The sequence below is a fragment of the Aeromonas lusitana genome (assembly GCF_002812985.1).
GTDB classification, from domain to species: domain Bacteria; phylum Pseudomonadota; class Gammaproteobacteria; order Enterobacterales; family Aeromonadaceae; genus Aeromonas; species Aeromonas lusitana.
The window spans coordinates 17,510-42,126 of record NZ_PGCP01000008.1 but is presented as its reverse complement, the minus strand read 5'-3'; the positions used below and the strand labels follow the sequence as shown (position 1 = coordinate 42,126).

The window sequence follows — 24,617 nt, the reverse complement described above, 5'->3', positions numbered from 1 at the left end:
TGGCAAAAACCGTCAGGGTGAAAATATATAGCCCAAATGAGGATGAAAATGGGCGATCCCTCACCCATGCAGGGGTACATCTCAGGGCGAGTCGCCAACGGCCCTATGATTTACCACCGAGTCCTTGGTGAGTGCCATTCATCTTCTGTAACCTTATGTACAGGCAGGTAAAAGCAAATCGGGTGCCAGCTGGCACGGGCAAGGAGGACGAGATGACGGAGTCGGGGCTTGTCAGACGTTTTTCCCAGAACCTCCTGGGGCGGGATCTCGCCGTCGGCGACATCCACGGCTACTTTGCGCTGCTGCAGCAGGCACTGGACGGGGTAGGCTTCGATCCCGCCCGGGATCGCCTCTTCTCCGTCGGCGATCTCACCGATCGCGGGCCCGATTGCGCCGAGGCCCTAGCATGGCTGGCAAGACCCTGGTTCCACCCGGTCTGCGGCAATCACGACGACTACGTCTGCCGCTACCAGAGCTGCGATCTGGACAACTGGATCCAGAACGGCGGCAGCTGGTTCCAGCAACTGACCGAGATCGAGCAGGCCAGGTTCGCCGAGCGCTATCGGGCCCTGCCGCTGGCCATCGAGGTACAGACCCAGGCCGGGCCCGTTGGCCTGCTTCACGCAGACTGCCCGTTCTCCAACTGGCAGGGCCTGCTGGACAAGCTGGATGCCGGGGTGAGCGGCGGCCAGCTGAGGGCCATCAAGAATGTCTGCCTCTGGTCGCGGCGCCGCATCGAGCTGCTGGACGAGAGCGGCGTCGAAGGCCTGGTCGCCCTGGTGGTGGGCCACACCCCGCTGGGGGCCCCGGCGCGCCTCGGCAATGTCCATTACATCGACACCGGCGGCTGGTATCCCCAGGAGGGCGGCTACTTCACCCTGCTGGATCTCCACAGCCTGATCCCGGTGACCATAGGCGCCTCCCGATGAGAAGGCAGAGCACCATGAGCCATTGCCGCCATCGGCTCACCCTGGGCCCTTGCTCATCCAGCACTTTCCAGACGCTCATTAAACCACCGGGCGGGCGGCCTGCGCTTCGTTCTGCCCGCACTATGGTTTACCATGCTGGCAATCGTGGTGCCCGTCACCGCCCACCCAGCCACAGCCCCTTGCGGGCCGTGGCAGCCGCCCTATCCCGGAACCCATGAGCAGACCAGCACAACCCGGCCTCGAGCCCACATTTTACTTCCACGACTACGAGACTTTCGGGATAAGCCCGGCGCGGGACAGACCGGCGCAGTTCGCCGGCATTCGTACCGATGCGGATTTCAACATCATCGGCGAGCCCCTGGTCATCTATTGCAAGCCACCGGCGGATTATCTGCCGGAGCCCGAGGCCTGCCTCATCACCGGCATCACGCCGCAAAAAGCGATGAAGGACGGATTGTGTGAAGCGGACTTCATTCGCCAGATCCACGAGCAGTTTGCGACCCCCAATACCTGCGTGCTGGGCTACAACAGCATCCGTTTCGATGACGAGGTGACCCGCTACACCCTGTATCGCAACTTCTACGACCCTTATGCCTACGCCTGGCAGAACGGCAACTCCCGCTGGGACATACTCGACATGCTGCGGGCCTGCTACGCCCTGCGCCCGGAGGGGATAACCTGGGCCTTCGATGAGGAAGGCAAGCCGAGTTTCAGGCTCGAAAAATTGACGGTGGCCAACGGCGTCGCTCACGCCAATGCCCACGATGCGCTCTCGGACGTGCTGGCCACGGTCGAGCTGGCCAAGCTGGTGAAAAAAGCCCAGCCCAAGCTGTTTGACTACCTGTTTGCCCTGCGCAACAAGAACAAGGTCAAAGCGCTGATCGACGTGGTGACCATGAAGCCTCTGACCCATGTCTCCGGCATGTTCTCCCCCTGGCAGGGGTGCGTGAGCTGGGTGTCGCCGCTCGCCTGGCACCCGACCAACCAGAACGCCGTCATCATGGTAGACCTCACCCGAGACCCCACTCCCCTCATCGAGCTCACCAGCGACGAGATCCGCGAGCGGCTCTACACCAAGAAGGATGAGCTGGGAGATCTCGCCGGTATTCCGGTGAAACTGGTGCACATCAACAAGTGCCCCGTGCTGGCGCCGGCCGCCACCCTGACGGCGGAGCGCGCCGACGAGCTCGGTGTCGATCGGGAGCAGTGCCGCAAGAGCCTCAACCTTCTGCGAGCCCACCCCGAGGTGCGGGAAAAATTGGTGGAGGTATTCAATCAGGAGTTCACGGACAAGTCGGATGGGGATCCCGATACCCAGCTCTACGCCGGTTTCTTCGGCCACGGCGACAAGGCCAGCATGGATCTGGTGCGCGCCACCCCGGCGGATCTGCTGGGGGAGCGGGAATTTGCCTTCAGCGATCCGCGCCTGCCCGAGATGCTGTTCCGCTACCGTGCCCGCAACTGGCCGCATACCTTAAGCGAAGCCGAGCAAAAACGCTGGCGCCTGCACTGTAGCGACTACTTCAGCAGCCGCTTGCCGGACTATGCCCAGCGCCTCGAGGCACTGGCGGAACAGAATCAGGGGAACGAACGGAACTTTGCCATTCTCAAGAGCCTCTATCGCTACCTTGAAGATCTCTGAGATGTGAGCAATTTCACAGTTAAATGTCTGTAAGCTTCTGTTGCCCAAGACATAATGGTGAAAGGAGCCAAGACTCCTGATAGTTTGGTTATTTATATGACAGGCATGGATGCTTGTTTTCCACCCTTGGGGGCCACAGATTTGATGCGTTCAGGATTCTCCGTTGCCGTGCTCGTCGCCTGCGCCCTGCTTCCCGCCAGCGCCATGGCCGGGGTGCGTTTCGAGGTGCCGGACTATCTGCTGCGCCTGCCGGAGCAGACCTACCAGTTGATAGAGAGCAACTTCAGCACCCTCTACCAGCAGACCGACTTCACCCCCCAGATCACCAACAGCTATTTCAACCACTCGGATCTCTACCGCTTCGCCGGCATCCCGCTCGCCATCACGCCCCAGAACGGCTTCCAGATGGAGGTGTTCGGCCAGCTCTACAACAAGTCGTCCCAGATCTACGCCCAGATGAGCGAGGATCTCTCCCTCTATCGCACCCTGCGGGTCGACATGATGGGGGATCAGACCGACGAAGTGGCCATCGGCATGGGGCTCGGCATCCCGTTAAGTGCCCGCCTGACCCTCAAGGCGCTGGTCTCCAGCAACGAGATCCCGGGTTATGGCTCGTCCAACTATGCCGTCGGCATGGAGTGGCACTTCTAAGCAAGGGCTTATCAAGGTGATACGATTGAAAAAGGCTCCCGAGGGAGCCTTTTTATCTGCCTGAATGGCTTTTAGCGGTATAGCATCACCCTGCCTTGCCCTGATTGCAGCACAATTCGCTGCCCCACTGGGTGCTCATCCCAGAAGTCCAGGGCCCCTGCCGGCACCTCGACCTCGAGTTCCTGGTCATTCCAGTTGAACAGGCAGAGCAGCTCGCCGCCATCGGGTAGGGTCACCCGACCACGGGTGAAGCCCATGTCATCGAAGCGGGCCGCCGGGGTGCGCCCCTCGCACAGGGCCAGCAGCTTGCGAAGCTGCCCCGCCTGCACCTCGTCCAGATCCTGCAACCTGTCCCCCGCCAGCACCATGCCGCCGCTCGCCACCAGGGCGGCGAGGTGGAACTGGTAATCCGCCTCGCCGGCCCTCTGGTTCGGCAGGTCCCGCAGGCAGACGCAGTCGGGGTCCAGCGCCCAGAGCCGATCGTTTTGCCAGGCGCGGCAGAAGGCCTCCCGCGCTATCTGGCGAAAACGGGGGCCATGGCGCTCCACGTCGTCGCTCACCCGCATGCCATGCACCAAGCCCAGGCTCGGCCAGATGGGAGCGTTGCAGCCGAGCAGGAAGGCGCCCTCCCCGGCCCCGCGCAACACGGCTGCCATGCCGCGGCGATAGGCCTCGATCCGGGTCGCGGAAGGGTCGTGGAACTGGCCACCGTGGATGGCGCCCCAGAAGTTCGCATCCAGCTTGAAGTAGTGAATGCCCCACTGCTGGCGCAGGGTGCGAAACACCTGCTCTAGGTGGGCCTGCACCTCGGGGTGGGTGCCGTCCAGCACGTACCAGGGGGTGCAGCGCCAACCGCCATAGGTAACCCGCTCGGAGGGGAGCGGCAGGCCGTCATCCCCCTTCACGAACCAGTCGGGATGGTCTTGAAACACCCGGGAGCCGGGCTCGGCGATAAAGGGGGCGACCCAGAGCGCCGGCTCGCAACCGGCGGCGTGGATCTCGCGGGCGAGCGCCGCCACCCCCTGCTCGAATTTGGCAGATGGGATGAGCCAGTCCCCCATCTTGGCCTGATAGCCGTCATCGATCTGCACGTAGTTCAGGGCCGGGAAACGCTCGGCCCGCACCGCCAGGTTCTCGCGAATGTCCGCCGCGCTCACCGCCGCATAGTAGTGATACCAGGAGCACCAGCCGCTGGGTCGGGTCGACACGCTGTCGACCAGGCTGCCGTGCTCGGCCTCGATATGGGTCGCGAGCAACGCCAGCAGCGCCTCCCTGTCCGGTCCCTCCAGGCAGAGCAGGGCTTCGCTCTGCCAGTGCTGGCCGGGGGCCAGGGTCCGCCCCTCGCCGTTCATCAGGATCTGCAGACGGCCGCTCGGATAGAGCCGAAACTCGCCGCCAAAGCGCTGGCAGCTCGCGAACGCCAGCAGCAGCCAGCCCGAGTTTTGCTCCACCAGCAGCAGGTTGTGGACCGTGTGATAGCCCAGATCTGCGCTGATGCGATAGACGCTCGCATCCGGGCAACGCCCGACCGGCTCGGGAGAGCGCCAGGTTCCCATGGTCTGGGCCAGCATCTGGAACCCTTCCCCGTAGATAGCCGCCCCAGGGTCTATGCCGAGATCGCCGTCAAACAGCAGCCAGTCGTGTACCGTCTGGGGGGCGGCGCTGGTGTTGTCCAGCCGCACCCGGCACTGGGGACCATCCCAGGCGGGGGTCTGCAACAAGGGGGAATGGGGGGCAGGATCGGCACACAGCTGGCGCAGCCGGGACAAGAGAGGGGGGGTCGACATGGGATCTCCTTCTTATGGATGGAACGACTCTGGCGCCATTGTATCCCCTATGGGTCAGTTGACCCTGTCCTGCCCCCCCTGCGTTCTGTTAAACTGCGACCTCGCTCACAGTTGCCAAGATGAGGCCCCCGTGCTGCTTCAACGCGCCTTGCTCTACCTTCGTGATTTCATGGTCATCATCGCCTGCCTGCTGGCCGGCAAAGCCCTGGCGGCCCTGCTGCCCTTCGCCTTCCCCGGCAGCATCATCGGCATGTTGCTGCTGTTCGTGCTGCTCTCGATGCAGCTCATCAAGCTGCACTGGGTCGAGCAGGGCGCTGGCCTGCTGCTGCGCCACATGGGGGTGCTGTTCGTGCCGGTGGCGGTCGGCCTGGTGGCCTGGCTCGAACCCCTGCGCCAATCCTTCGGCCTCATCATGCTGTGCGTGGTGCTCGGCATAGTGCTGATCCTCGCCACCGTCGGCCATCTCTATCAGAGGATGAACAAACAATGATGTTCTGGTTTGCCATACCCCTGACGCTCGCGCTCTATTTCGCCACCCGGGCCCTCTATCGCCGCCTGCCCTGGCCCATCATCAACCCGGTGCTGATCCCGACCGCCGTCATCATCGCTATTTTGCTCGCGTTCAATCTGCCGCTGGATCAGTACCAGCACGGCACCTTCCCCATCACGGCCCTGCTCGAACCCGCCGTGGTGGCGCTGGCGCTGCCCCTCTATCAGCAGGCGCGCCAGATCCAGGCCAGGCTCAAGCCCATCCTCGTCTGCACCCTGGCCTCCGTGCTGATCTCGGTCTGCACGACGCTAGTGATCGGCCACGCCATGGGGGCGGATCCGGCTCTGCTGGCATCGCTCGCCACCAAGTCCATCACCACCCCGCTCGCCATGAGCGTCAGCCAGTCGCTGGGCGGCATTCCCGCCATCGCCGCCGCCGTGGTGGTGGTGGTCGGGATCCTGGGGGCGCTGATCGGCTACCCCCTGCTCAAGCTGATGCGGGTCACCGACCCCGAGGCTCAGGGCCTCGCCATGGGGGCCTGCGCCCACGCCATCGGCACCGCTACCTCCGCCGAGAAAGGGGTCACCCAGGGCGCCTTCTCGTCGCTCGCCATGGTGGTGTGCGGCGTGCTCACCGCCGCCGTCGCGCCTCTGCTGTTTGCCATCTATCACTGGCTGGCCTGAGATCGCAAAGGATGCGTGGCATAGCCGCGCATCCTTATCTCCCTCAACTCTGATGGGATTTCTCTTGTTGTTTCTCCGGCCAATCCCAGTACCCACCCCTCATGCCACCGCCCTGTGAGCCGTACCATCTGCGAGCTGACGCACAGATTGCACAAGACAAACGTTTCCTTTAACATCCATCGTCCTTTGCCCACCAAGGCGTGAGCGCGCTCACACAATTCACCGCGCTTGCTCCCTACAATGGCCCCCCAATTGGCCTTTGAGGACACAGTATGCATCCCCGTTTTGCCAAGCCATTCGACACCCTGTCTGCCCCGCTGCAAGCGGCGCTGCGCCCCATGCTGGACGACGGCTTCGCCGCCCGCTTTAGCCCAGAGCAGGTCGCCACCCTGAAAGCCGCCACCGGTCTTGAGGATCGCGCCCTGCGTCTGGCCCTGCTGCCACTGGCCGCCGCCTGCTCGGTCGCCCCCATCTCCAAGTTCTTCGTCGGCGCCATCGCCTGCGGCCTGAGCGGCACCTGGTATTTCGGCGCCAACATGGAGTTCGCCGGTCAGGGACTGTTCCACTCGGTGCATGCCGAGCAATCCGCCATCTCCAACGCCTGGCTGGGTGGCGAGACCGGGATCTCTGAGATCACCGTCAACTACACCCCTTGCGGCCACTGCCGTCAATTCATGAACGAGCTGAGCACCGCCAAGACGCTCAAGGTCTCCCTGCCGGACGATCTCAGCGAGCTGCAATCCTTCCTGCCCCACTCCTTTGGCCCCGCGGATCTCGACATCACGGACGCCCTGATGAGCCCCCAGGCCCACGATGAGTTGGTGCTTGAAACCGACGATCCCCTGTGGCAGGCCGCGCTCGCCGCCGCCCGCCAGAGCTATGCTCCCTACAGCCAGGGCTATGCCGCGGTGGCGCTGCAATTTGCGGACGGTCGCATCTTCTGCGGTCGCTACGCGGAGAACGCCGCCTTCAACCCCAGCCTGCCGCCGATGCAGATGGCCTGCGCCCACGCCGTGCTCAACGGCGAAGAGCTAAGTTCGGTGCGCCGCGCCGTGCTGCTGGAGAACAAATCCGGCCAGATCAGCCAAAAAGATTCAGCCCAGTCCACCCTCAAGGCGCTGGGACGGGTCGAGCTGGAGTACAAGGCCGTCTAAGCCATGGCTTGAACGCAAAAAGGGGAGCCTGTGGCTCCCCTTTTTCATTTGTTTTCTAAATAGTGCGGCGCTTGGCAGTGATTTGATAAATGCCTGCAGGGAGCACTAAACCCCCTCACAGGCCCATCAGGATTCCCAGATGATGCTCTCGCCACCGGCCCAGCGCTCGCCGATGTCCGCGTATTTCTGCTCAAGCAGGTGACGGCGGATCTTCATGGTGGGGGTCAGCACCCCGTTCTCTATGTTCCAAGGGTTCTTCACCACCAGGATGCCGCGGATGCGGGCGTGGGATTCCAGCTGATCGTTGACCCGGTTGCGGGCCGCCTCCAGCTGGGCGTTGACCGCGGCCTTGTCCCCTCGCATGGCGCTCTCGGCCAGCTGCACCAGGGCCACCGGCTGCGGCATGCCGTAACCGATGACGCACAGCTGTTCTATGATGGGCTCCTGCCCGAGCAGCCCCTCGATGGGCACAGGGGCCACATACTTGCCCTTGGCGGTCTTGAACACATCCTTCATGCGGCCGGTGATGGTGAGATAACCTTCCCGGTCCAGCTTGCCCATGTCACCCGTGTGCAGCCAGCCGTCAGAGTCTATGGCCTCCTTGCTGTGCTCGGGATCCTTGTAGTAGCCCAGCATCATGCCGTCGCAGCGGCACAGGATCTCCCCCTCGTCGGAGATCTTGATGGTCACCCCGGGCCCCGCCTTGCCGACCGTGCCTATCTTGTCCGCCCTGAACGGGTAGTTGAGGGTGGAGAAGGCGTGGTTCTCGGTCATGCCCCAGGCTTCGGTGATCTCGATGCCGATGCTGTGATACCACTCGAGCAGGGCCGGCGCCACCGGCGCCGAGCCGCAACCCAGCACCCGCGCCTGATCCAGCCCGAGCCCCTTCTGCAGCTTGCTCTTGATAAGGCCCGAGATGAGCGGGATCTTGAGCAGCAGGGCGAGTTTCTTCTGGGGCAGCTTCTCGTGGATCTTGATGCGGAACATGGCCCACAGCCGCGGCACCGAGATGAAGACGGTGGGACGGCAGCGTTTCACGTCGTTGATAAAGGTGTCGAGGGACTCGGGGAAGGCGATGGTGGCGCCGCTGAACAGGCTGCCGCCATAGATGTAGACCCGCTCGGTGATGTGGGCGAGCGGCAGGTAGGAGAAGCCGCGATCGGCGTCGGTCAGCTCCACCGCTTCCACCAGCTTCTCGCAGGACCAGGCGTAACGTTCCACGCTCAGCATGGCGCCCTTTGGCTTGCCGGTACTGCCGGAGGTGTAGACCAGGCTCAGCAGGGCATCCGGCGCCTGCACCGGGCTATCGGCAATGGGATCGTGGGCCTTGAGCAGAGCGTCCCACTGGTGGGGAGCCGGCATGGTGTCGTAGGGGAAGGCGATGCGCAGCAAGTCCGCCGGCACCCCCGCCTCCTGGCTCTTCCAGTCGTCCAGCTTGCCGACGAAAATCGCCTTGGCCTCGCTGTGGCGCAGCACGTATTCGATGGTATCGACGTTGGCGGTCGGGTAGATGGGCACGCTCACGTACTGCCCCATCTGCATCGCCAAGTCGGCGATGAACCACTGGGCGCAGTTCTTGGAGAGCAGCGCCACCTTGTCACCCGGCGCCAGCCCCAGCTCGCGCAGTGCCGTCACCATGCGCCGCGCCTCGTCGGCAACCTCACCCCAGGTGAAGTCGACGTATTCGCGGTGGATGGTTTGACGAAGGTAAACCCGGTCAGGACACTGCCGCTCCCAGTGATAGAGCATCTCGAGCGGCAGTTTGTTGGCAATGCGTGAGGAGGACATAGTTCAATCCCTGAAACAAAAGGCGAGTCCCATTATTAACCTTTTGATAACACTCAGGGAAGCAGATTAGTCAAACTTCTGTTTGAACTGAGAATGGGATCAAGCTTCCGCCTGCTGCTGCAGTCGCTTCCACATGTCCTGTACCAGCACCTCGTCCTGCTCGGACAGCTCGCCCTGCAAGATGGCCTCATTCAGGCTACGCAGCACATAGCTTTTGACATCCCGCACCAGCGTCTTGCCCTCGAGATCGGCACGGGCCACCGCGAGCGAGATGTGGCCACGCAGGTAACCGCCCGCAAACAGATCGTCTTCGCTGGCCGTGGCGACCATGGCGTCGATCAATCCCAACAATTTGTGCTCAAATTCGTGAATCGTCATGTAACGCAGCCTCGTGTTCCGGGATTGCCGGCAAAAAATTCGGGGGAGTGGAACCGCGATCCGGTTGATCGCGACTCTCTGGCGCCAGGCCAGCCGCATCCTTGATGTCCTATTCCGGGTTGGCCACCGGGTAGATGACCTGATCCTTGTATCCGGTGGTTATCCGCAGATAACCACTTAACGACCGGTTCAGTGCCGGGTCATCGGTATCCACCAGCAGCGGACGGCCTTCGAGTGCCGCCAGCTTGGTCTTGGTGGCGAGCACCTGAATATGGTCTCGCCCGACGGCCCTGATCACCTCTGGACTCAGTTGCTGATTTCCGCGCCCGAACAGATGTCCCTGACCGCCGATCAGGGTAATGATCAGCCGACAGTGACGACCGCGGATCCGGGTCAGGATCTCGGCGGCGGACAGATCCTGCCCGATAAGCCGACCATTTTCCACCAGATCCACACCGAGCAGGGTATTTTCCAGCCCCAGCTCCCCCATACAGGCGGCCACCGTGCTGCCGGACCCCATCAGATAGAGGGTATCGGGCACCATTTCTTCCACCACGCCGGCGGCGAGATCGGCGAGCACCAGCTCCTCGGACTCCCTCCCCCCCTGCTTGGTCGCCTGCACATAGCGCAGATCGCCGGGCACCTGCATCTGGCCATAGTGGCGCGCCCGCACCTTGCCGGCCCGAAACGCCTCCTCGTCTATGTCCACCACCTCGGCGTCCACCAGGCTCAGCAGCTCGCCCCCTATCATGCGCGCAGCCACCCGCCCGCTCGCGGCCGGGGTCACCCCGTAGACCCCGGAGTGGATCTTGCACCCCGCCGGGATGCCGAGCACGTGGCAAGACTCCCCCACAGCCGCGCAGACATCCCGGGCCGTGCCGTCACCGCCGGCAAACAGCAGCAGATCGACGCCCGCCTCCCGCATCAGCTCGGCCGCGGCGCGGGTGTCGGCGGCGCTGCTCGGCGAGGCGGGCTGATAAAGGATGGTATGGGGCAGTTGCAGCGAGGCGGTAAGATCGGCCCCCATCTCCCCCCCAACCGTCAACAGCTCGAAGGCTTGGGTCAGCTCACAGAGCGGCAACAGAGCCTGACGGGCCCGCTCCTGCGCCTTGGGCACGGCGCCCCGCGCCAGTGCCTCGGCCACCACGCCATCGCTGCCCTTGAGACCGACGGCTCCGCCAATGCCGGCCACCGGGTTGATAATAAGCCCTAAACGAAACATGTTTTTCTCCCTCTGCTCGCCGCCATTTTATCTGTTCACCGCTATGGGACAAGCCAAGTCAGCCTGATAGAATGCGCAGTTTCAACCGTCATCCAAAGTTCAACCAAGGTTCAATCATGCTGGAATGGATTGCTGACCCCTCCGCCTGGGTCGCGCTCGCCACCCTGACCCTGCTCGAGATCGTGCTGGGTATCGACAACATCATCTTCATCTCCATCCTGGTGGGTCGCCTGCCAGAGGCCCAGCGCCAGCGTGCCCGCATCCTGGGGCTGGGGCTCGCCATGGGGACCCGCATCCTGCTGCTGCTCTCCCTCGCCTGGGTGATGCGCCTCACCGAGCCGCTGTTCACCGTGCTGGGTGAAGCCATCTCGGGTCGGGATCTCATCTTGCTGATCGGGGGCCTGTTCCTCATCGCCAAGAGTACCCACGAGATCCACCACAGCCTAGAGGGGGCCGCCGACGAGCAGAGCACGGTCAGCAAGGCCGCCGGCTTCATGTCGACCCTGGTGCAGATCGCCATCCTCGACATCATCTTCAGCCTGGACTCCGTCATCACGGCGGTGGGCATGGCGGATCACGTGCCCGTCATGGTGCTGGCCATCGTCATCGCCGTCGGCGTCATGATGTTTGCCGCCAAGGCCATCGGCGACTTCGTCGATACCCATCCCACCATCAAGATGCTGGCCCTCTCCTTCCTGATCCTGGTCGGGGTCGCCCTGATGGCCGAGGGTCTGGATCTGCACATTCCGAAGGGTTACATCTACTTCGCCATGGCCTTCTCGCTGGTGGTGGAGATGATCAACATCCGCCTGCGGGACCATCAGGCCCGCGCCAAGGCCAAATAAGCCAGCCGCTCAAGAGCCAACAAAAAGCGCGACCCCAAGGTCGCGCTTTTTTTATCTGTCTGGAACGGCGAGCAGGCTTGCCGCCCGACGAGTCAGAGTGCGTTGCGGGTGGCCACCGCATCGGCCAGGTTGCGCAGCAGCACCTCGGTATCGGCCCAGTCGATGCACGCATCCGTGATGCTCTGACCGAAGGTGAGCTCACAGCCTTCCACCAGATCCTGGCGCCCTTCCACCAGATGGCTCTCCACCATGACACCAAACACCGCCTTGCTGCCGGCGCGCAGCTGACCGGCCACGTCCTCGGCCACCCGCATCTGGTTCTTGAACTGCTTGCTGCTGTTGGCGTGACTGAAGTCGATCATCACCTTCTGCGGCAGACCGGCCTTGTCCAGCCCCTTCACCACCTCGCTCACGTGAGCGCCGCTGTAGTTCGGCTCGCGGCCACCACGCAGAATGATGTGGCAGTCCGGGTTGCCGGCGGTGGAGACGATGGCGGAGTGGCCGTACTTGGTCACCGACAGGAAGTGGTGGGGAGCACTGGCGGCGCCGATGGCGTCGATGGCCACCTTGATGGTGCCGTCGGTGCCGTTCTTGAAGCCCACCGGGCAGGAGAGGCCGGAGGCCAGCTCACGGTGCACCTGGGATTCGGTGGTGCGGGCCCCGATGGCGCCCCAGCTCATCAGATCCGCCATGTATTGCGGGGTGATCATGTCGAGGAACTCGGAGGCGGTCGGCAGCCCCATGTCGTTGAGATCCAGCAACAGCTTGCGCCCGATGCGCAGGCCGTCGTTGATCTGGCAGCTGTTGTCGAGGTAAGGATCGTTAATGAGCCCCTTCCAGCCCACGGTGGTGCGCGGCTTCTCGAAGTAGACCCGCATCACGATTTCCAGCTCGCCCTTGAGTTCATCACGCAACACCTTGAGGCGCTTGCCGTATTCCAGGGCGGCGACCGGGTCATGGATGGAGCAGGGGCCGATCACCACCAGCAGGCGTTGATCTTCACCGGCCAGGATCTGATGGATGGCCTGACGGGATTCAAACACTGTATTTGATGCGGTCTCGGTCGCCGGAAACTTCTCAAGCACCGCAACCGGGGGCAATAACTCTTTGATTTCTCTGATACGAACGTCGTCGGTTTGATGCTGCATGACAAGACTTCCTGCTAGATGACTGCGATTAAGTGATCTCAATCTAGCCCTCCACCGAGACGGTGTAAATAGAAAATTACATCTCTACATAAAGTATTTTGTAATGGAGTCTTGCAAGTTACTACAATGCTGCTAGCAACGTTCAACACAAAGCAAGAGGCCCGCACTGTGGCGGGCCTCTTGGGTGACAACGAGCGCGGGATCAGACGGCCTGACTGATGCCTGCCAGCTTGTCAAAATAATCCGGGAAGGTCTTGGAGGTACAACCCGGATCATTGATGGTCACCGCAGTATCCGACAGGGCCACCAGGGAGAAGCACATGGCGATGCGGTGATCGTTGTAGGTGTCGATGGCCGCGTGCTTGAGGCTGGCCGGCGGGGTGACAGTGATGTAGTCGTGCCCCTCCTCCACTTCCACACCCAGCTTGCGCAGCTCGGTCGCCATGGCGTGCAGGCGATCCGTCTCCTTCACCCGCCAGTTGTAGATGTTGCGAATGGAGGTGGGGCCTTCGGCAAACAGCGCCGTGGTGGCGATGGTCATGGCCGCGTCCGGGATCTGGTTCATGTCCATGTCGATACCGTGCAGCGGGGCCTGCTCGGCCTCGATGAAGTCGTCGCCCCAGGTGATGCGCGCCCCCATCTTCTCCAGCACGTCGGCGAAGTGAATGTCACCCTGAATGCTGTGCTTGCCGATGCCGGTCACCCGCACCTTGCCCTTGATGGCGCCCGCCGCGAGGAAGTAAGAGGCGCTGGAGGCATCCCCTTCCACCAGGAAGTCACCCGGGCTGACATAGCTCTGGTTGCCCTTGATGTAGAACAGCTTGTAGTCGTCGTGCTCGATGACCACGCCGAACTGCTTCATGATGTGCAGCGTGATGTCGATGTAGGGCTTGGAGACCAGCTCCCCCTTGATGTGGATACGGGTATCACCGGACGCCATCGGCGCCGCCATCAGGAAGGCCGTCAAGAACTGGCTGGAGACGGAGCCGTCGACGTGCACGTCACCGCCCCAGAGCCCCTTGGCATCCACCACCAGGGGTGGATAGCCATCTTTCTTCAGGTACTGGATATGGGCGCCCGCCTCGCGCAAGGCATCCACCAGGTGACCTATGGGGCGCTCCTCCATGCGAGGCTCTCCCCCCAGCATGAATTCACCGGATCCCAGGCACAGGGCGGCGCAGAGCGGACGCATGGCGGTGCCGGCGTTGCCGAGGAAGAGGTTGACCGGCTCTTTCACCGCGAAGCTGCGACCCAGACCGTGCACAGTGCACTCTGTCTTGTCGGCGGAGAGCTTGTACTTGACCCCGAGCTGGGTCAGGGCACCCAGCATGTGACGGATGTCATCGCTGTCGAGCAGGTTGGTCAGCCGGGTGGTGCCACGAGCCAGGGCCGCCAGCAGCAGGGCCCGGTTAGAGACACTTTTGGAGCCAGGCAGATTCACCACCCCGGCCACGCGAGAAATAGGTTCCAAACGCAACGAATTCATAGACTTCCTGTACGACCTCAATTAAATCACCTGACCGGACGTTAACAGCCCCCGCCTTGCGCGGCAATACCGCGCTTGGCACAAAAACCGAGGCGAGCGTACCCGCGGTCAGAACAGAGCAGAAAAACAGACGCCGGGGAGTCCCCGGCGTCTTGCATCATGGGACTGCGCCTCAGCCATGGCGTTTGGCAAAACCGTCCATAAAGCTCACCAGGGCCTTGACGCCCTCCAGCGGCATGGCGTTGTAGAGGCTGGCACGCATGCCACCGACGATGCGGTGCCCTTTCAGTGCCAGCAGGCCGGCAGCCTCAGACTCGGCCAGGAACTGCTTGTCCAGGGCCTCGTTTTTGAGCTGGAACGGCACGTTCATGCGGGAGCGACAGCTCGCATCCACCTTGTTGCCGTAGAAGCTGGAGTCATCGAGATAGCCATAGAGGAAATCGGCCTTCTCCTTGTTGCGAGCCTCCATGGCCGCCAGACCTCCCTGCTCTTTGAGCCACTCGAACACCAGACCGGCCAGGTACCAGGCGTAGGTCGGCGGCGTGTTAAACATGGAGTCGTTCTTGGCGGTGAGCTGGTAATCGAAGATGGAGGGCACGTCGGCGCGGGCCTGACTCAGCAGATCGTCCCGTACTATGGCGATGGCGAGCCCGGATGGCCCTATGTTCTTCTGGGCACCGGCATAGATAACGCCGAAACGACTGATGTCGAGGGGGCGGGAGAGGATGGTGGAGGAGAGATCCGCCACCAGGGGCACATCGCCTGTGGCCGGGATGTCGAACATCTCTATGCCATCGATGGTTTCGTTCGGGCAGTAGTGCACATAGGCCGCATCGGCGCGAAACGCCGGGTTCGGCAGCAAGTGACTTACCCCGTCTGCGTTCTTGGCAACCCCGTCAACGGTCTGGATGTCGCCGTACTTGCGGGCCTCGTCCACCGCACTCGCGGCCCAGACCCCGGTCAGCAGATAGTCGGCTTTTTTATTCACACCACCCAGCAGGTTCATGGGCACGGCGGAGAACTGGCCACGGCCACCGCCGTGCATGAACAGCACCTTGTAGTTGTCCGGCACCGCCAGCAGGGAGCGCAAATCGGCTTCCGCCTTCTCGGCGACCGCCATATAGGGCTTGCCGCGATGGGAAAGCTCCATGACCGAGGCTCCCAGCCCCTGGAAGTTACAAAATTCGCGCTGGGCGCGCTCCATGACTTCTACCGGCAACATGGCGGGGCCGGCACAGAAGTTGTAAATCTGTTTGCTCATGACGCTTTCCGTGAGTGGATGAGAGTAATCGGTGACTTGAACGGTTTTACACGAGAGTCCCCACTCGGGGCAAAGGCTTTTTGGGATCTGGCGCACCCTTTTAGGTCAGTTTCGTTGACCCCAAACAGTAGAAAAGCCCTGAATGGGTCAGGGCTTGCAGAGAACGTGCAGAGAAATGGCCGACTGCTAGGGGCCCTTTTTCACCGCATCACAGCTTGGCGGTGAGCTCGGGCAGCAGGCTGAACAGGTCGCCCACCAGGCCGTAGTCCGCCACCTGGAAGATGGGGGCCTCCGCATCCTTGTTGATGGCGACGATCACCTTGGACTCCTTCATCCCCGCCAGATGCTGGATGGCGCCCGAGATGCCGACGGCGATATAGAGCTCGGGGGCCACTATCTTGCCGGTCTGACCCACCTGCAGATCGTTGGCGACAAAACCCGCATCCACCGCCGCCCGGGACGCGCCCACCGCGGCCCCCAGCTTGTCGGCCAGGGCCTCAATGAGGGCGAACTGCTCTTTCGAGCCAAGCGCCCTGCCCCCGGAGACCACCACCCGCGCCGCGCCGAGCTCGGGGCGCGCGGATCGCACCGCCCGCCGCTCGATGAGACGGGTACGGCAGTGAAGCTCGGGCACGGGCACGCGCTCAACGGTTGCCCCGCCCGCCCCGCCACTCACGCCGGTGAAGGCGCTCGCACGGATGCTGAGCACCTTGACGGACGCCGAGCTCGCCACCCGGGCGATGGCGTTGCCCGCATAGATGGGGCGCAGGAAGGTATCGGCGGATTCAATGCCGGTCACCTCGGAGATCATCTCCACCCCGAGCCTGGCCGCCACCCGCGGCAGCAGATCCTTGCCATGGCTGCTCGCCGCCATCAGGCAGTGCTGATAGTCCCGCACCACCTGGGCCAGCAAGGTGTCCACCCCATCGTTGAGCCCCTCTGCCAGCAGGGGATGTTCGGCCAGCAGCACCCTGTCGACCCCTTGCAGAGTGGCGGCCTGATCACCCGCCTCCGCCAGCCCCTGCCCCAACAGCAAGAGATGCACCTCGCCGCCAAGCTGTTTGGCCGCCGCCACCAGACGGGCGGCACTGTCGGCCAACTGGCCCTGATGATGTTCGGCAATAACCAGTACGCTCATGGCTGCACCTTCACGTCGTTCCCAATCCGTTTCACCGCGCCAGCCCCACCCAAGAGCCAGCCACCCAAAAGCTTGACCATCAAGCGGGCGCTCATGGCAGCACCTTGGCTTCGTTTCTGAGCTTGCTCAGCAGCTCGTCCACCGAGCCAACCCTGACCCCTGCACTGCGCACCGGGGGCGCCATCACCCCGAGCAGCCGGATCTCGCTTTTGGCATCGAGGCCGAGGGCCGCAAAGGGCTGAGTCTCCAGCGGCTTGCGCTTGGCCTTCATGATGTTGGGCAGGGAGGCAAAGCGCGGCTCGTTCAGGCGCAAGTCCACCGTCACCACGGCGGGCAGGGGCATGCCGAGGGTCTCGAGGCCACCGTCTATCTCTCGGGTCACCTGCAACTCTCCCTCTACCAGCTTGATGGCGGAAGCGAAGGTGGCGAGCGGCCAGTCATTGAGGGCGGAGAGCATCTGGCCCACCTGGTTGTTGTCGGAGTCGATGGACTGCTTGCCGAGCAGCACCAGACCCGGCTGTTCCTGTTCGCACAATTTTTGCAATGCCTGGGCCACCTTGAGGGGGCTCAGGGTCTCGTCAGTCACGTAGTGCAGCGCCCGATCCGCCCCCAGAGCCAGGGCATGGCGCAGCTGCTCGGCGGCGGCCTCTGGCCCGAAGGTGACCACAACCAGCTCGCTCGCCAAACCGGCTTCCCGCAGCCTCACCCCCTCCTCCACCGCGATTTCACAAAACGGGTTGATGCCCATCTTCACATTGGCGAGCTCCACATCGGAGCCATCGCTCTTGACCCGGACCTTGACGTTGAAGTCGACGACCCGTTTGACAGCGACCAGCAGCTTCATGTCGGTCATTCCTCGTATCGGTTGAGTGAATCCATTTTGCACTCCCGCACTTTATATGCTGACAAAATGGTTTACGTTTACGTAAACTACCAGCACTACCCTAGGCCAAGTCGAGCACAGAGGCAAGATGGAACGCGAAGCAATGGAATTTGATGTGGTCATCGTCGGTGGCGGCCCGGCGGGTCTGAGTGCCGCCATCGCCCTCAAGCAACAGGATCCCGCACTCTCGGTCTGCCTGCTGGAAAAAGGAGCCGAGGTGGGGGCCCACCTGCTCTCCGGCGCCCTGCTCGACCCCGTCACCCTCAAGGAGTTGCTGCCGGATCGCTGGCAACAGGCACCGCTCGGGGTGGCGGTGAGCGACGATCGGGTACACCTGCTGCAAAGCGAGAGCCGTGCCCTGCAACTGCCCGATTGGGCCGTGCCGCCGCGCATGCACAACGACGGTTGTCACATCATCAGCCTCGGCAACCTCTGCCGCTGGCTCGCCCGGGAGGCGGAAGCACTCGGGGTCGAGATCTACCCCGGCTTCACTGCCAGCGAACTCATATTGGAGGATGGAAGGATAAGAGGGGTGAGCACCGGGGAGCTCGGGCTGGACAGAGATGGCAACCCCAAGGCGGATCACGTGCCCGGCATGGCGCTCTATGGCCGCTACACCCTGTTCGCGGAGGGGGCCCGCGGCCATCTGGGCAAGCAACTCATCAAGGAGTTCAACCTGGAAAGCGGCGCCCAGCCGCAGCACTATGCCATCGGCTTCAAGGAGCTGTGGCAGGTCCCCGCCGACCAGTCCCACCCAGGCCGGGTGCTGCACGGCAGCGGCTGGCCCCTCAATGAGGATGGGGGCAACAAGAGCCAGGGGGGCTTCTATCTCTATCATCTGGAAGGCAATCAGGTGGCAGTCGGCCTCATCGTCGATCTCAACTACCAGAATCCTTGGCTCAGCCCGTTCGACGAGTTTCAACGTCTCAAGCACCACCCCCTGCTCGCCCAGACCCTGCAGGGGGGGGAGCGCATCAGCTACGGTGCCCGTGCCATCACCAAGGGGGGCTGGCATTCACTGCCCCGCATGCACTTCCCCGGCGGCCTGCTCATCGGCTGTGACGCAGGGACGCTCGATTTCTCCCGCATCAAGGGTATTCACACCGCCATGAAATCCGGCATGCTGGCGGCCAGCACGGTCGCCATGAGTTTGCACGGTGGCGACGAGGGAGGGCGGGATCTGGCCGAATTCGGCGATGCCCTGCAGCAGAGCTGGCTGGCGAGTGAGCTCAAGGCTGCCCGCAACTTCGGCGCCGCCCTGCATCGCTGGGGTCCCTGGCTCGGGGGCGGCTTCAACTGGCTGGAGCAGCGGCTCTGGGGCAAGGGCTCCCCCGTGACGCTATTGGACAAGGAGCCGGACTATCGCCAGCTGCGCCTGGCCAGTCGCTGCCAGCCCATCCCTTACCCCAAGCCAGATGGCAGGCTCAGCTTCGACAAGCTCTCTTCCGTCTATCTCGCCAACACTAGCCACGACGAGGATCAGCCCTGCCACCTCAAGTTGCAGGATGCGAGCATACCTGTAGCGGTCAACCTGCCCACCTGGGCCGAGCCCGCCCAGCGCTACTGCCCGGCCGGCGTCTTTGAGATAATAGAGACCGAGATCCCGGGGGCGGATAACCAGCCTCGCTTGCAGATCAATGCGGCCAACTGCATTCACTGCAAGACCTGTGACATCAAGGATCCCAGTCAGAATATTGTCTGGACCCCGCCCCAGGGAGGCTCGGGTCCCAACTACCCCAATATGTGAGGAAACTGGCGACATTAAGGAGACTCAGTGCCAGAACATCGTCTGGACCCCGCCCCAGGGAGGCTCGGACCCCAACTACCCCAATATGTTGGGATATGGCTCAGATAGAACAGCGGTGAGGCGCGGAAACGCGCTCCCCACTCCGCGGCCTTCAGATCCTGGTGACACAAGTCCAAGCACTGAGCAGCGGATCCCCGCTTTCGAGCCCGGATCCGCTGATCCGACCTCGCCGCTTTTTTGAGCGAACAGGCTGAACCCCTGATGAATAGGCCCTGACAAGCGCGGCGCGCCCCTGTATAGTTCGCCGCATTCAGGTTATCCATCGGCCTCGTTATGCTATTTCATGGGATCGCTTTCTGTGCGATCTAGGGCCGCATGAACCTGTGCAACCATCCCTGATTACCCACGACTTCTTAAGGGGGGACAGATGATCACCGCCTACATTCTCAATAACAAGGTGCTGGACATAGTGACGCTCGGGCCGGACGACATAGTCCCCGACAACACTGTCTGGCTGGATGCCTACAAGCCGGACACGGCGGAGCGAGAATGGTTGACGGGCCTGTTCCTGGAGGAGGTACCGGACAAGGAGGAGCTGGACGATATCGAGGCGTCTGCCCGCTTCTATTGGGACACCGACGGTCTGCACATCCACTCCCTGTTTCCCCAGCGGATCGGTCGCGACACCAAGGGTGTTCACGTCTCCTTTACCCTGCGCCACAACCTGCTGATCAGCATCCGCGAGGATGACATCGGCCTGGTGCGCCTGCTGCGTCACTACATGCGCCAGGACCGCCTCGAGGTGGAAGATGCGCTGGATATTCTGCTGGAAGTACAGAATCTGAAAGTAGAATATCTCTCCGATCTCATCGAAGATGGTTACAAAACCCTGGAAAACACCGCGGACCAGATTTTTGAACCGGATCAGATCAATCCCATGCTCAAAGAGCTGATGGCCCAGGAAGAGGCCAATGGCCAGATCCGTCTCTCCCTGCACGATACCCGCCGCGCCCTGCGCTTTCTCAAACGCAGCCTGCGCCAGCGCATGACCAGCGAGCAGAACAAGTGGATCGACGAGATGCTCCACGACGTTGAGTCCCTGCTGCCCCACACCCAGTTCCTGTTCGACAAGATCAACTTCCAGCTGGAGGCCTCCATGGGGGTGACCAATCTGGAGCAGAACAAGGTGATCAAGATCTTCTCGGTCGCCGCGGTGATCTTCCTGCCGCCGACCCTTATCGCCAGCATCTACGGCATGAACTTCGGCCGCATGCCTGAGCTCGCCTGGGAATATGGTTATCCCCTCTCCCTGGTACTGATGGTGATGTCGTCGCTCGGCACCGGCCTCTTCTTCAAGCGCAAGGGCTGGTTGTAAGCCAACCAGGACAAGGGATGTGAATGGGGGAGCCAGGCTCCCCGATTAATTCCTGCCCCTCCCTCACCTTGTAAAGCCCTCCCCCCTGCCCCATATCCCTTGGTATCACTCGCCCAATGCGGAGCAGACCGGGCCCTATGACCCTCTATCCCGAACACCGATATGACGATCACGGTCAGTTGCGTCCGCCGATCTGGTTCTGGCCCATCGCCCTCTTGCTGACCCGCTCGGTCTGGCTGTTTCTGATGGCGGGGGTGACCCGCGAGAGTGGCAGCGAGATCCTGACCCTCTTCTACCCGGATCGGATGAGCCTCTATCTCGGCCTTCTGAGCGACTTGCCCGCCATGCTGGCGCTGCTCGCCTACGGCGGCACTCATCAGAAGACCCACAGCGTCCGTGCCTGGCTCAGGCGCCGCAGCCGCGGCCTGCTGCTCTGCTCCACCCTGAGCGGCCTGACGCTGCAACTGCACAGCCTCAATCTGCAGAAGTGGTCGTTCAGCTGGCCGACCGCTCTGGTGCTGATCGGCAGCCTGTGGGCACTCTGGTATCTGCTAAAGAGCCGCCAACTGCGGGAATACGCGGTCGATGAGCCTCACGTCCAGACGGTGATCGGGGCTGACACTGGCAAGTGATCATGGGCTCGCGCCCATCACAGTGCCCGCAACCCTCATCATTGGCGAGTGACCCGGATCTGCAGGGTCTGGCGCTCACCGCCACTGGCCACTCCGATCTGGGACTGGTTCGAAAGCTCGGCCCCCTGACTGCTCTGAGTGGTGGAGAGCTCCCCCACCGTCAGCCACTCTCCCGGCGAGCCGCTCACCTCGGTGGCGCTCTGGCCGGTCTTGATGTCGCCTCGCTCCAGCCTGACCTGCTCGCTGCTAAGGGCTATCTGCACCCGCTCCCCCACCAGGGTAGCGGTGGCGTAGAGGCCGTTTATCAGCGGTACCATGCCCACCACGCGGCCACCCTGCCAACGGTAGAAGGTGACCGGCTGATAGGAGCCCATCTGCAGCAGCACGGGCCGTCCCGAGAGGCCCCGCACCTGCCAGTTGTCCTGCTGGGTACGCTGATAATCCTCTGCGCCCCCCTCCATCAGCCACTGCCGTTTGGCGTTGTCATTGCCGATGCCCACCCCCAGTTGCTGACTGTTTGACGCCCCCGCCACCCGCCACTCGATGAGCAGACTCTGGGGCGGTTGGTTGAGCTTGGTCAGCAGGGTCTCGGCCTCCTGCAACTGGGCGGAGGTGCCGCTTAGCACCAGCTGGTTGCCCATGGCGCTCACCCCGAGATCCGGGTAGATCTCTTTCAAGGTCTGCACCATGGCCTCGGCCTCGAACACGGGCACCACCTTCACCTCGGCTCGCAGGGGCAAGGCCCAGAGCCCCACGCAGCACCACACCAGGATCCATCGCCACGCTTTCATCATCGCCTCCCCCTTCAAATGCGGTCTCATGACAGTGTGTCATCATCCCCCCCGAGCGCGCCATCGCCGACCCAACCAAGTTATCTGGTCCCTCCATCGCTTAACGATTGCCAGAGCAGATTGGCACTCATTCAGACCCTTATCACCTCGGGCCACAAAAGACTCATAAGAAGATGAAAAAACGCAAATAAAAATGGTTATCATTTGTTGTCACAATAGGATCGCTCGGATACAATTCGGACTCATTTTTTTGAGTCAGCCTCTGATGAAGCCAGATCCTGTCGTCTCCAGCACCCCTGCCACCATCCACCTGGCCCTGCTGATCAACATGCTCTCCATGGGTAGCATGATGATGGTGATGCCCCTTGGCCCGGATCTGGTGACCAGCCTCGGCATGGCGCCGGAGCAGACAGGTTACTTCAGTGGCGGCGCCACCCTGGGGGCGGCACTGATGGGGATCCTGGCCGCTCCCTGGCTCGATCGCTTCAATCGCAAACCCGCCCTGTTGCTGCTGCTGACCCTGCGCTTCCTGCTGCTGATGGCCTGCGCCCTGGTGCAAAACAGCCAGCAACTGCTGGTGCTGTTCATCCTCTCCGGCTGCGTGGCGGGTCCGCTCACCGCCATCCTGATGGCCGCCGTGCTGGATCTGGTGCCGCCTGCCGAGCGGGGACGCCGCCTCGCCTACGTGGGCATGGCGTTTTCGCTGGCCGCCATCCTGGTGGTGCCCGTCGCCCTGACCCTGGCCCAGTGGCTCGGCTGGCAGAGCCCCTTCCTGCTGTTTGGCGCAAGTGGTCTGCTGCTGGCCCTGGTGAGCAGCCGTCTGCTGCCCTCCTTGCCGGTCACTCCTGCCCCCCATGGCAAGGGCCTGCGCCAGCTGCTCGCCTCCCCCCTGTGTCAGGGGGCCCTGGGTATTCTGTGCCTGCAGATGTTCGGCCACTTCCTGCTGATCCCGCACTTTGCGAACTATTTCCAGTTCAACCTGGGCTTCCCCCGGGAGCAGATCGCCGCCCTCTACCTGTGCGGTGGCCTCGCCAGCATGGCCACCATGCGCCTGTGCGGCGGCTGGATAGATCAAGGCCGTGCCCAGGGCGCCATCCTGATCACCAGCCTGGCGCTGGCCCTGGTGACCCTGCTCGGCTTCGCCCTGCCGGTAGGTCTGCCCGTCTACCTGCTGTTTACCCTCTTCATGGCGCTGAGCTCAGCACGCGCCAGCACCACGCTGGCCGTCACGGCGGGCATACCGGCCCCCCATCAGCGCGCCGCCTTCATGTCATTCCAGGGCACTGTCACCAATGTGGCGGCCGGGCTCGGCAGCCTGCTGTCGGCCAGATACCTCGTCTCGGATGAGAGCGGGGCCCTGCACGGTTTCACCGAACTCGCCTCAGTCAATATCGCCTGCGGCCTGCTGGCCTGCGCCGGCGTCTGGTTCCTCATTCGGGGGCTGGAGCGGATAAAGAATAACAATAACCCCGCGTCTGGCACCGCCAGACAAGGAAGTCAGTGAGCAGCCGGACCAGAAGAGCCCGGACCAAATAACCTCTGTTTTTTCATGGAGCTTTAACAATGCAGTTGCAGCACGGCGTATTCAAATTAAACCCCATCCTGCTCTCCCTCGGGCTGATGGCCCTGCCGGGTCTGGCCCAGGCCGAATCGGTCAAGGCCAACGAGACCATGGTGGTCACCGCCACCCAGACCAAGCACACCGAGTTCACCGCCCCGGCCAGCGTCTCCGTGGTGACCCGCGCCGACATCGACAAGATGAACGTGAACAACATCGGCGATGCGCTCAAGCACGTGCCGGGTGTCAACATCATCGCCACCAACCCCACAGGCCGTAACGAGATCAAGATCCGTGGCATGGGCGGCGACTACACCCTGCTGCTGATCAACGGCAAGCGCGTCAACGCCCGTGAGACCCTGGGCAGCGCCTACGGCAACGACTTTGACTTGAGCTCCATCCCCATGGCGGCCATCGAGCGCATCGAAGTCATTCGTGGCCCGGTTTCCTCCCTGTACGGTGCCGATGCACTGGGCGGCGTGGTCAACGTGATCCTGCGCCAGGCCACCGAGAAGACAGAGGCTGCCGTCGGCTACACCCACAGCATGCCGACCAAGGGTGACGGCGGTGACGCCAACCAGGGCAGCGCCTATGTGTCCGGAGCTCTCATCGACAACAAGCTGCTCGGCAACATAGTGGTCGAAGGCTATCAGCGCGATCGCTGGAAGAGCGATCAGTCCAACAACCCGGACGCCGATGCCCTGGAAAAACGCGAAGTGGTCAACGTGCTGACCGGCCTGAAGTGGCTGGTTGCCGACAATCAGGACATCGAATTCGATCTGGGCTACAACCAGAACGACATGGACAGCTACTTCAACAACGTGCCCCGTGCCCCGACCGCGCCGGCCACCCCCCACAACATCCAGAACCTGGATCGCCTGAGCCTGGGCGTGAGCCACAACGGCCGCTGGGAACACTTCGACAGCCGGGTGCGCTACTACTTCGAGCAGATCGATCTGATGGACGATTCTCAGCTCAACGGCGGCGCCGCCGACATCACCCAGACCAACAACACGGTCGACGGTCAGG

Annotated in this window: 21 protein-coding genes and 1 pseudogene; 12 read left to right on the top strand and 10 right to left on the bottom strand. The window is 62.7% G+C overall.

What is annotated here, in order from left to right; translation table 11 throughout:
• The first annotated feature begins 212 nt into the window (after positions 1 to 212).
• The 3 genes from CUC44_RS06735 (at position 213) to CUC44_RS06725 (ending at position 3,222) form a co-directional block, all read left to right on the top strand.
• Positions 213 to 929 (top strand): metallophosphoesterase, encoded by a 717-nt coding sequence (locus tag CUC44_RS06735; RefSeq protein WP_100859211.1) that lies wholly within the window; start codon positions 213 to 215, stop codon positions 927 to 929.
• 214 nt (positions 930 to 1,143) lie between these two features.
• Positions 1,144 to 2,571, top strand: a complete 1,428-nt coding sequence (gene sbcB / locus CUC44_RS06730) for an exodeoxyribonuclease I (protein WP_100859210.1) — start codon at positions 1,144 to 1,146, stop codon at positions 2,569 to 2,571.
• A gap of 144 nt (positions 2,572 to 2,715) precedes the next feature.
• A complete protein-coding gene (locus tag CUC44_RS06725) occupies positions 2,716 to 3,222 on the top strand; it encodes a hypothetical protein (protein ID WP_100859209.1) in 507 nt (168 codons plus the stop codon).
• A 71-nt stretch (positions 3,223 to 3,293) separates the two neighbouring features.
• Here the strand turns inward: CUC44_RS06725 and CUC44_RS06720 are convergent, their stop codons facing one another.
• The gene (locus tag CUC44_RS06720; RefSeq protein ID WP_100859208.1) at positions 3,294 to 5,009 is read right to left on the bottom strand and encodes a glycoside hydrolase family 36 protein; all 1,716 of its coding nucleotides are present in this window, start codon (positions 5,007 to 5,009) and stop codon (positions 3,294 to 3,296) included.
• Between the two features lie 130 nt (positions 5,010 to 5,139).
• Here CUC44_RS06720 and CUC44_RS06715 point away from each other — a divergent pair, with 130 nt between their 5' ends.
• The 3 genes from CUC44_RS06715 to cdd all read left to right on the top strand — a co-directional run bounded on the left by CUC44_RS06715 (position 5,140) and on the right by cdd (position 7,336).
• Positions 5,140 to 5,499 carry a CidA/LrgA family protein gene (locus tag CUC44_RS06715; RefSeq protein ID WP_100859234.1) on the top strand — a complete coding sequence of 120 codons (360 nt, stop codon included), beginning with the start codon at positions 5,140 to 5,142 and terminating at the stop codon, positions 5,497 to 5,499.
• A complete protein-coding gene (locus CUC44_RS06710) occupies positions 5,496 to 6,182 on the top strand; it encodes an LrgB family protein (RefSeq protein WP_100859207.1) in 687 nt (228 codons plus the stop codon). The genes CUC44_RS06715 and CUC44_RS06710 overlap by 4 nt, the downstream gene beginning before the upstream one ends.
• A 272-nt stretch (positions 6,183 to 6,454) precedes the next feature.
• Positions 6,455 to 7,336, top strand: a complete 882-nt coding sequence (gene cdd, locus CUC44_RS06705) for a cytidine deaminase (RefSeq protein ID WP_100859206.1) — start codon at positions 6,455 to 6,457, stop codon at positions 7,334 to 7,336.
• A gap of 126 nt (positions 7,337 to 7,462) precedes the next feature.
• Here the strand turns inward: cdd and CUC44_RS06700 are convergent, their stop codons facing one another.
• From CUC44_RS06700 to CUC44_RS06690, 3 genes are all read right to left on the bottom strand, one after another.
• A complete protein-coding gene (locus tag CUC44_RS06700) occupies positions 7,463 to 9,124 on the bottom strand; it encodes an AMP-binding protein (protein ID WP_100859205.1) in 1,662 nt (553 codons plus the stop codon).
• 99 nt (positions 9,125 to 9,223) lie between these two features.
• On the bottom strand, positions 9,224 to 9,502 hold the full coding sequence (locus tag CUC44_RS06695; protein ID WP_100859204.1) for a YfcL family protein: 279 nt from the start codon (positions 9,500 to 9,502) through the stop codon (positions 9,224 to 9,226).
• A 109-nt stretch (positions 9,503 to 9,611) separates the two neighbouring features.
• On the bottom strand, positions 9,612 to 10,724 hold the full coding sequence (locus tag CUC44_RS06690; RefSeq protein ID WP_100859203.1) for an ATP-NAD kinase family protein: 1,113 nt from the start codon (positions 10,722 to 10,724) through the stop codon (positions 9,612 to 9,614).
• A gap of 116 nt (positions 10,725 to 10,840) precedes the next feature.
• On the opposite strand from CUC44_RS06690, the gene CUC44_RS06685 reads away from it, so the two are divergent.
• Positions 10,841 to 11,569 (top strand): TerC family protein, encoded by a 729-nt coding sequence (locus tag CUC44_RS06685; protein WP_208621037.1) that lies wholly within the window; start codon positions 10,841 to 10,843, stop codon positions 11,567 to 11,569.
• Positions 11,570 to 11,661: 92 nt separating this feature from the next.
• Here CUC44_RS06685 and aroG read toward each other — a convergent pair whose 3' ends face one another.
• The 5 genes from aroG to CUC44_RS06660 form a co-directional block, all read right to left on the bottom strand.
• Positions 11,662 to 12,717, bottom strand: coding sequence for a 3-deoxy-7-phosphoheptulonate synthase AroG (aroG, locus tag CUC44_RS06680; protein WP_100859201.1), 1,056 nt, complete (start codon positions 12,715 to 12,717; stop codon positions 11,662 to 11,664).
• A gap of 202 nt (positions 12,718 to 12,919) precedes the next feature.
• Positions 12,920 to 14,203 (bottom strand): 3-phosphoshikimate 1-carboxyvinyltransferase, encoded by a 1,284-nt coding sequence (gene aroA, locus CUC44_RS06675; protein ID WP_100859200.1) that lies wholly within the window; start codon positions 14,201 to 14,203, stop codon positions 12,920 to 12,922.
• Positions 14,204 to 14,375: 172 nt separating this feature from the next.
• Complete coding sequence (gene serC, locus CUC44_RS06670; RefSeq protein ID WP_100859199.1) at positions 14,376 to 15,464, bottom strand: 3-phosphoserine/phosphohydroxythreonine transaminase; 1,089 nt, start codon at positions 15,462 to 15,464, stop codon at positions 14,376 to 14,378.
• 208 nt (positions 15,465 to 15,672) lie between these two features.
• Entirely contained in the window at positions 15,673 to 16,602 is a 930-nt protein-coding gene (locus tag CUC44_RS06665) for an electron transfer flavoprotein subunit alpha/FixB family protein (protein WP_100859198.1), read from the bottom strand.
• A gap of 91 nt (positions 16,603 to 16,693) precedes the next feature.
• Positions 16,694 to 17,446 (bottom strand): electron transfer flavoprotein subunit beta/FixA family protein, encoded by a 753-nt coding sequence (locus CUC44_RS06660; protein WP_167388811.1) that lies wholly within the window; start codon positions 17,444 to 17,446, stop codon positions 16,694 to 16,696.
• A gap of 127 nt (positions 17,447 to 17,573) precedes the next feature.
• Here CUC44_RS06660 and CUC44_RS06655 point away from each other — a divergent pair, with 127 nt between their 5' ends.
• The 3 genes from CUC44_RS06655 to CUC44_RS06640 all read left to right on the top strand — a co-directional run bounded on the left by CUC44_RS06655 (position 17,574) and on the right by CUC44_RS06640 (position 21,239).
• Positions 17,574 to 19,232, top strand: a complete 1,659-nt coding sequence (locus tag CUC44_RS06655) for an electron transfer flavoprotein-ubiquinone oxidoreductase (RefSeq protein WP_100859196.1) — start codon at positions 17,574 to 17,576, stop codon at positions 19,230 to 19,232.
• Between the two features lie 427 nt (positions 19,233 to 19,659).
• Complete coding sequence (gene corA, locus CUC44_RS06645; RefSeq protein WP_100859194.1) at positions 19,660 to 20,607, top strand: magnesium/cobalt transporter CorA; 948 nt, start codon at positions 19,660 to 19,662, stop codon at positions 20,605 to 20,607.
• Between the two features lie 137 nt (positions 20,608 to 20,744).
• Positions 20,745 to 21,239: a DUF2919 domain-containing protein gene (locus CUC44_RS06640; protein ID WP_100859193.1), complete on the top strand. Its 495-nt coding sequence runs from the start codon at positions 20,745 to 20,747 to the stop codon at positions 21,237 to 21,239.
• 38 nt (positions 21,240 to 21,277) lie between these two features.
• Here the strand turns inward: CUC44_RS06640 and CUC44_RS06635 are convergent, their stop codons facing one another.
• Complete coding sequence (locus CUC44_RS06635; RefSeq protein WP_100859233.1) at positions 21,278 to 22,030, bottom strand: hypothetical protein; 753 nt, start codon at positions 22,028 to 22,030, stop codon at positions 21,278 to 21,280.
• Between the two features lie 265 nt (positions 22,031 to 22,295).
• Here CUC44_RS06635 and CUC44_RS06630 point away from each other — a divergent pair, with 265 nt between their 5' ends.
• Together CUC44_RS06630 and CUC44_RS21250 are read left to right on the top strand one after the other, a co-directional pair.
• Positions 22,296 to 23,534 carry an MFS transporter gene (locus CUC44_RS06630; protein WP_157812755.1) on the top strand — a complete coding sequence of 413 codons (1,239 nt, stop codon included), beginning with the start codon at positions 22,296 to 22,298 and terminating at the stop codon, positions 23,532 to 23,534.
• Between the two features lie 59 nt (positions 23,535 to 23,593).
• Positions 23,594 to 24,617, top strand: a pseudogene (locus CUC44_RS21250) (siderophore amonabactin TonB-dependent receptor); the annotation flags it as partial.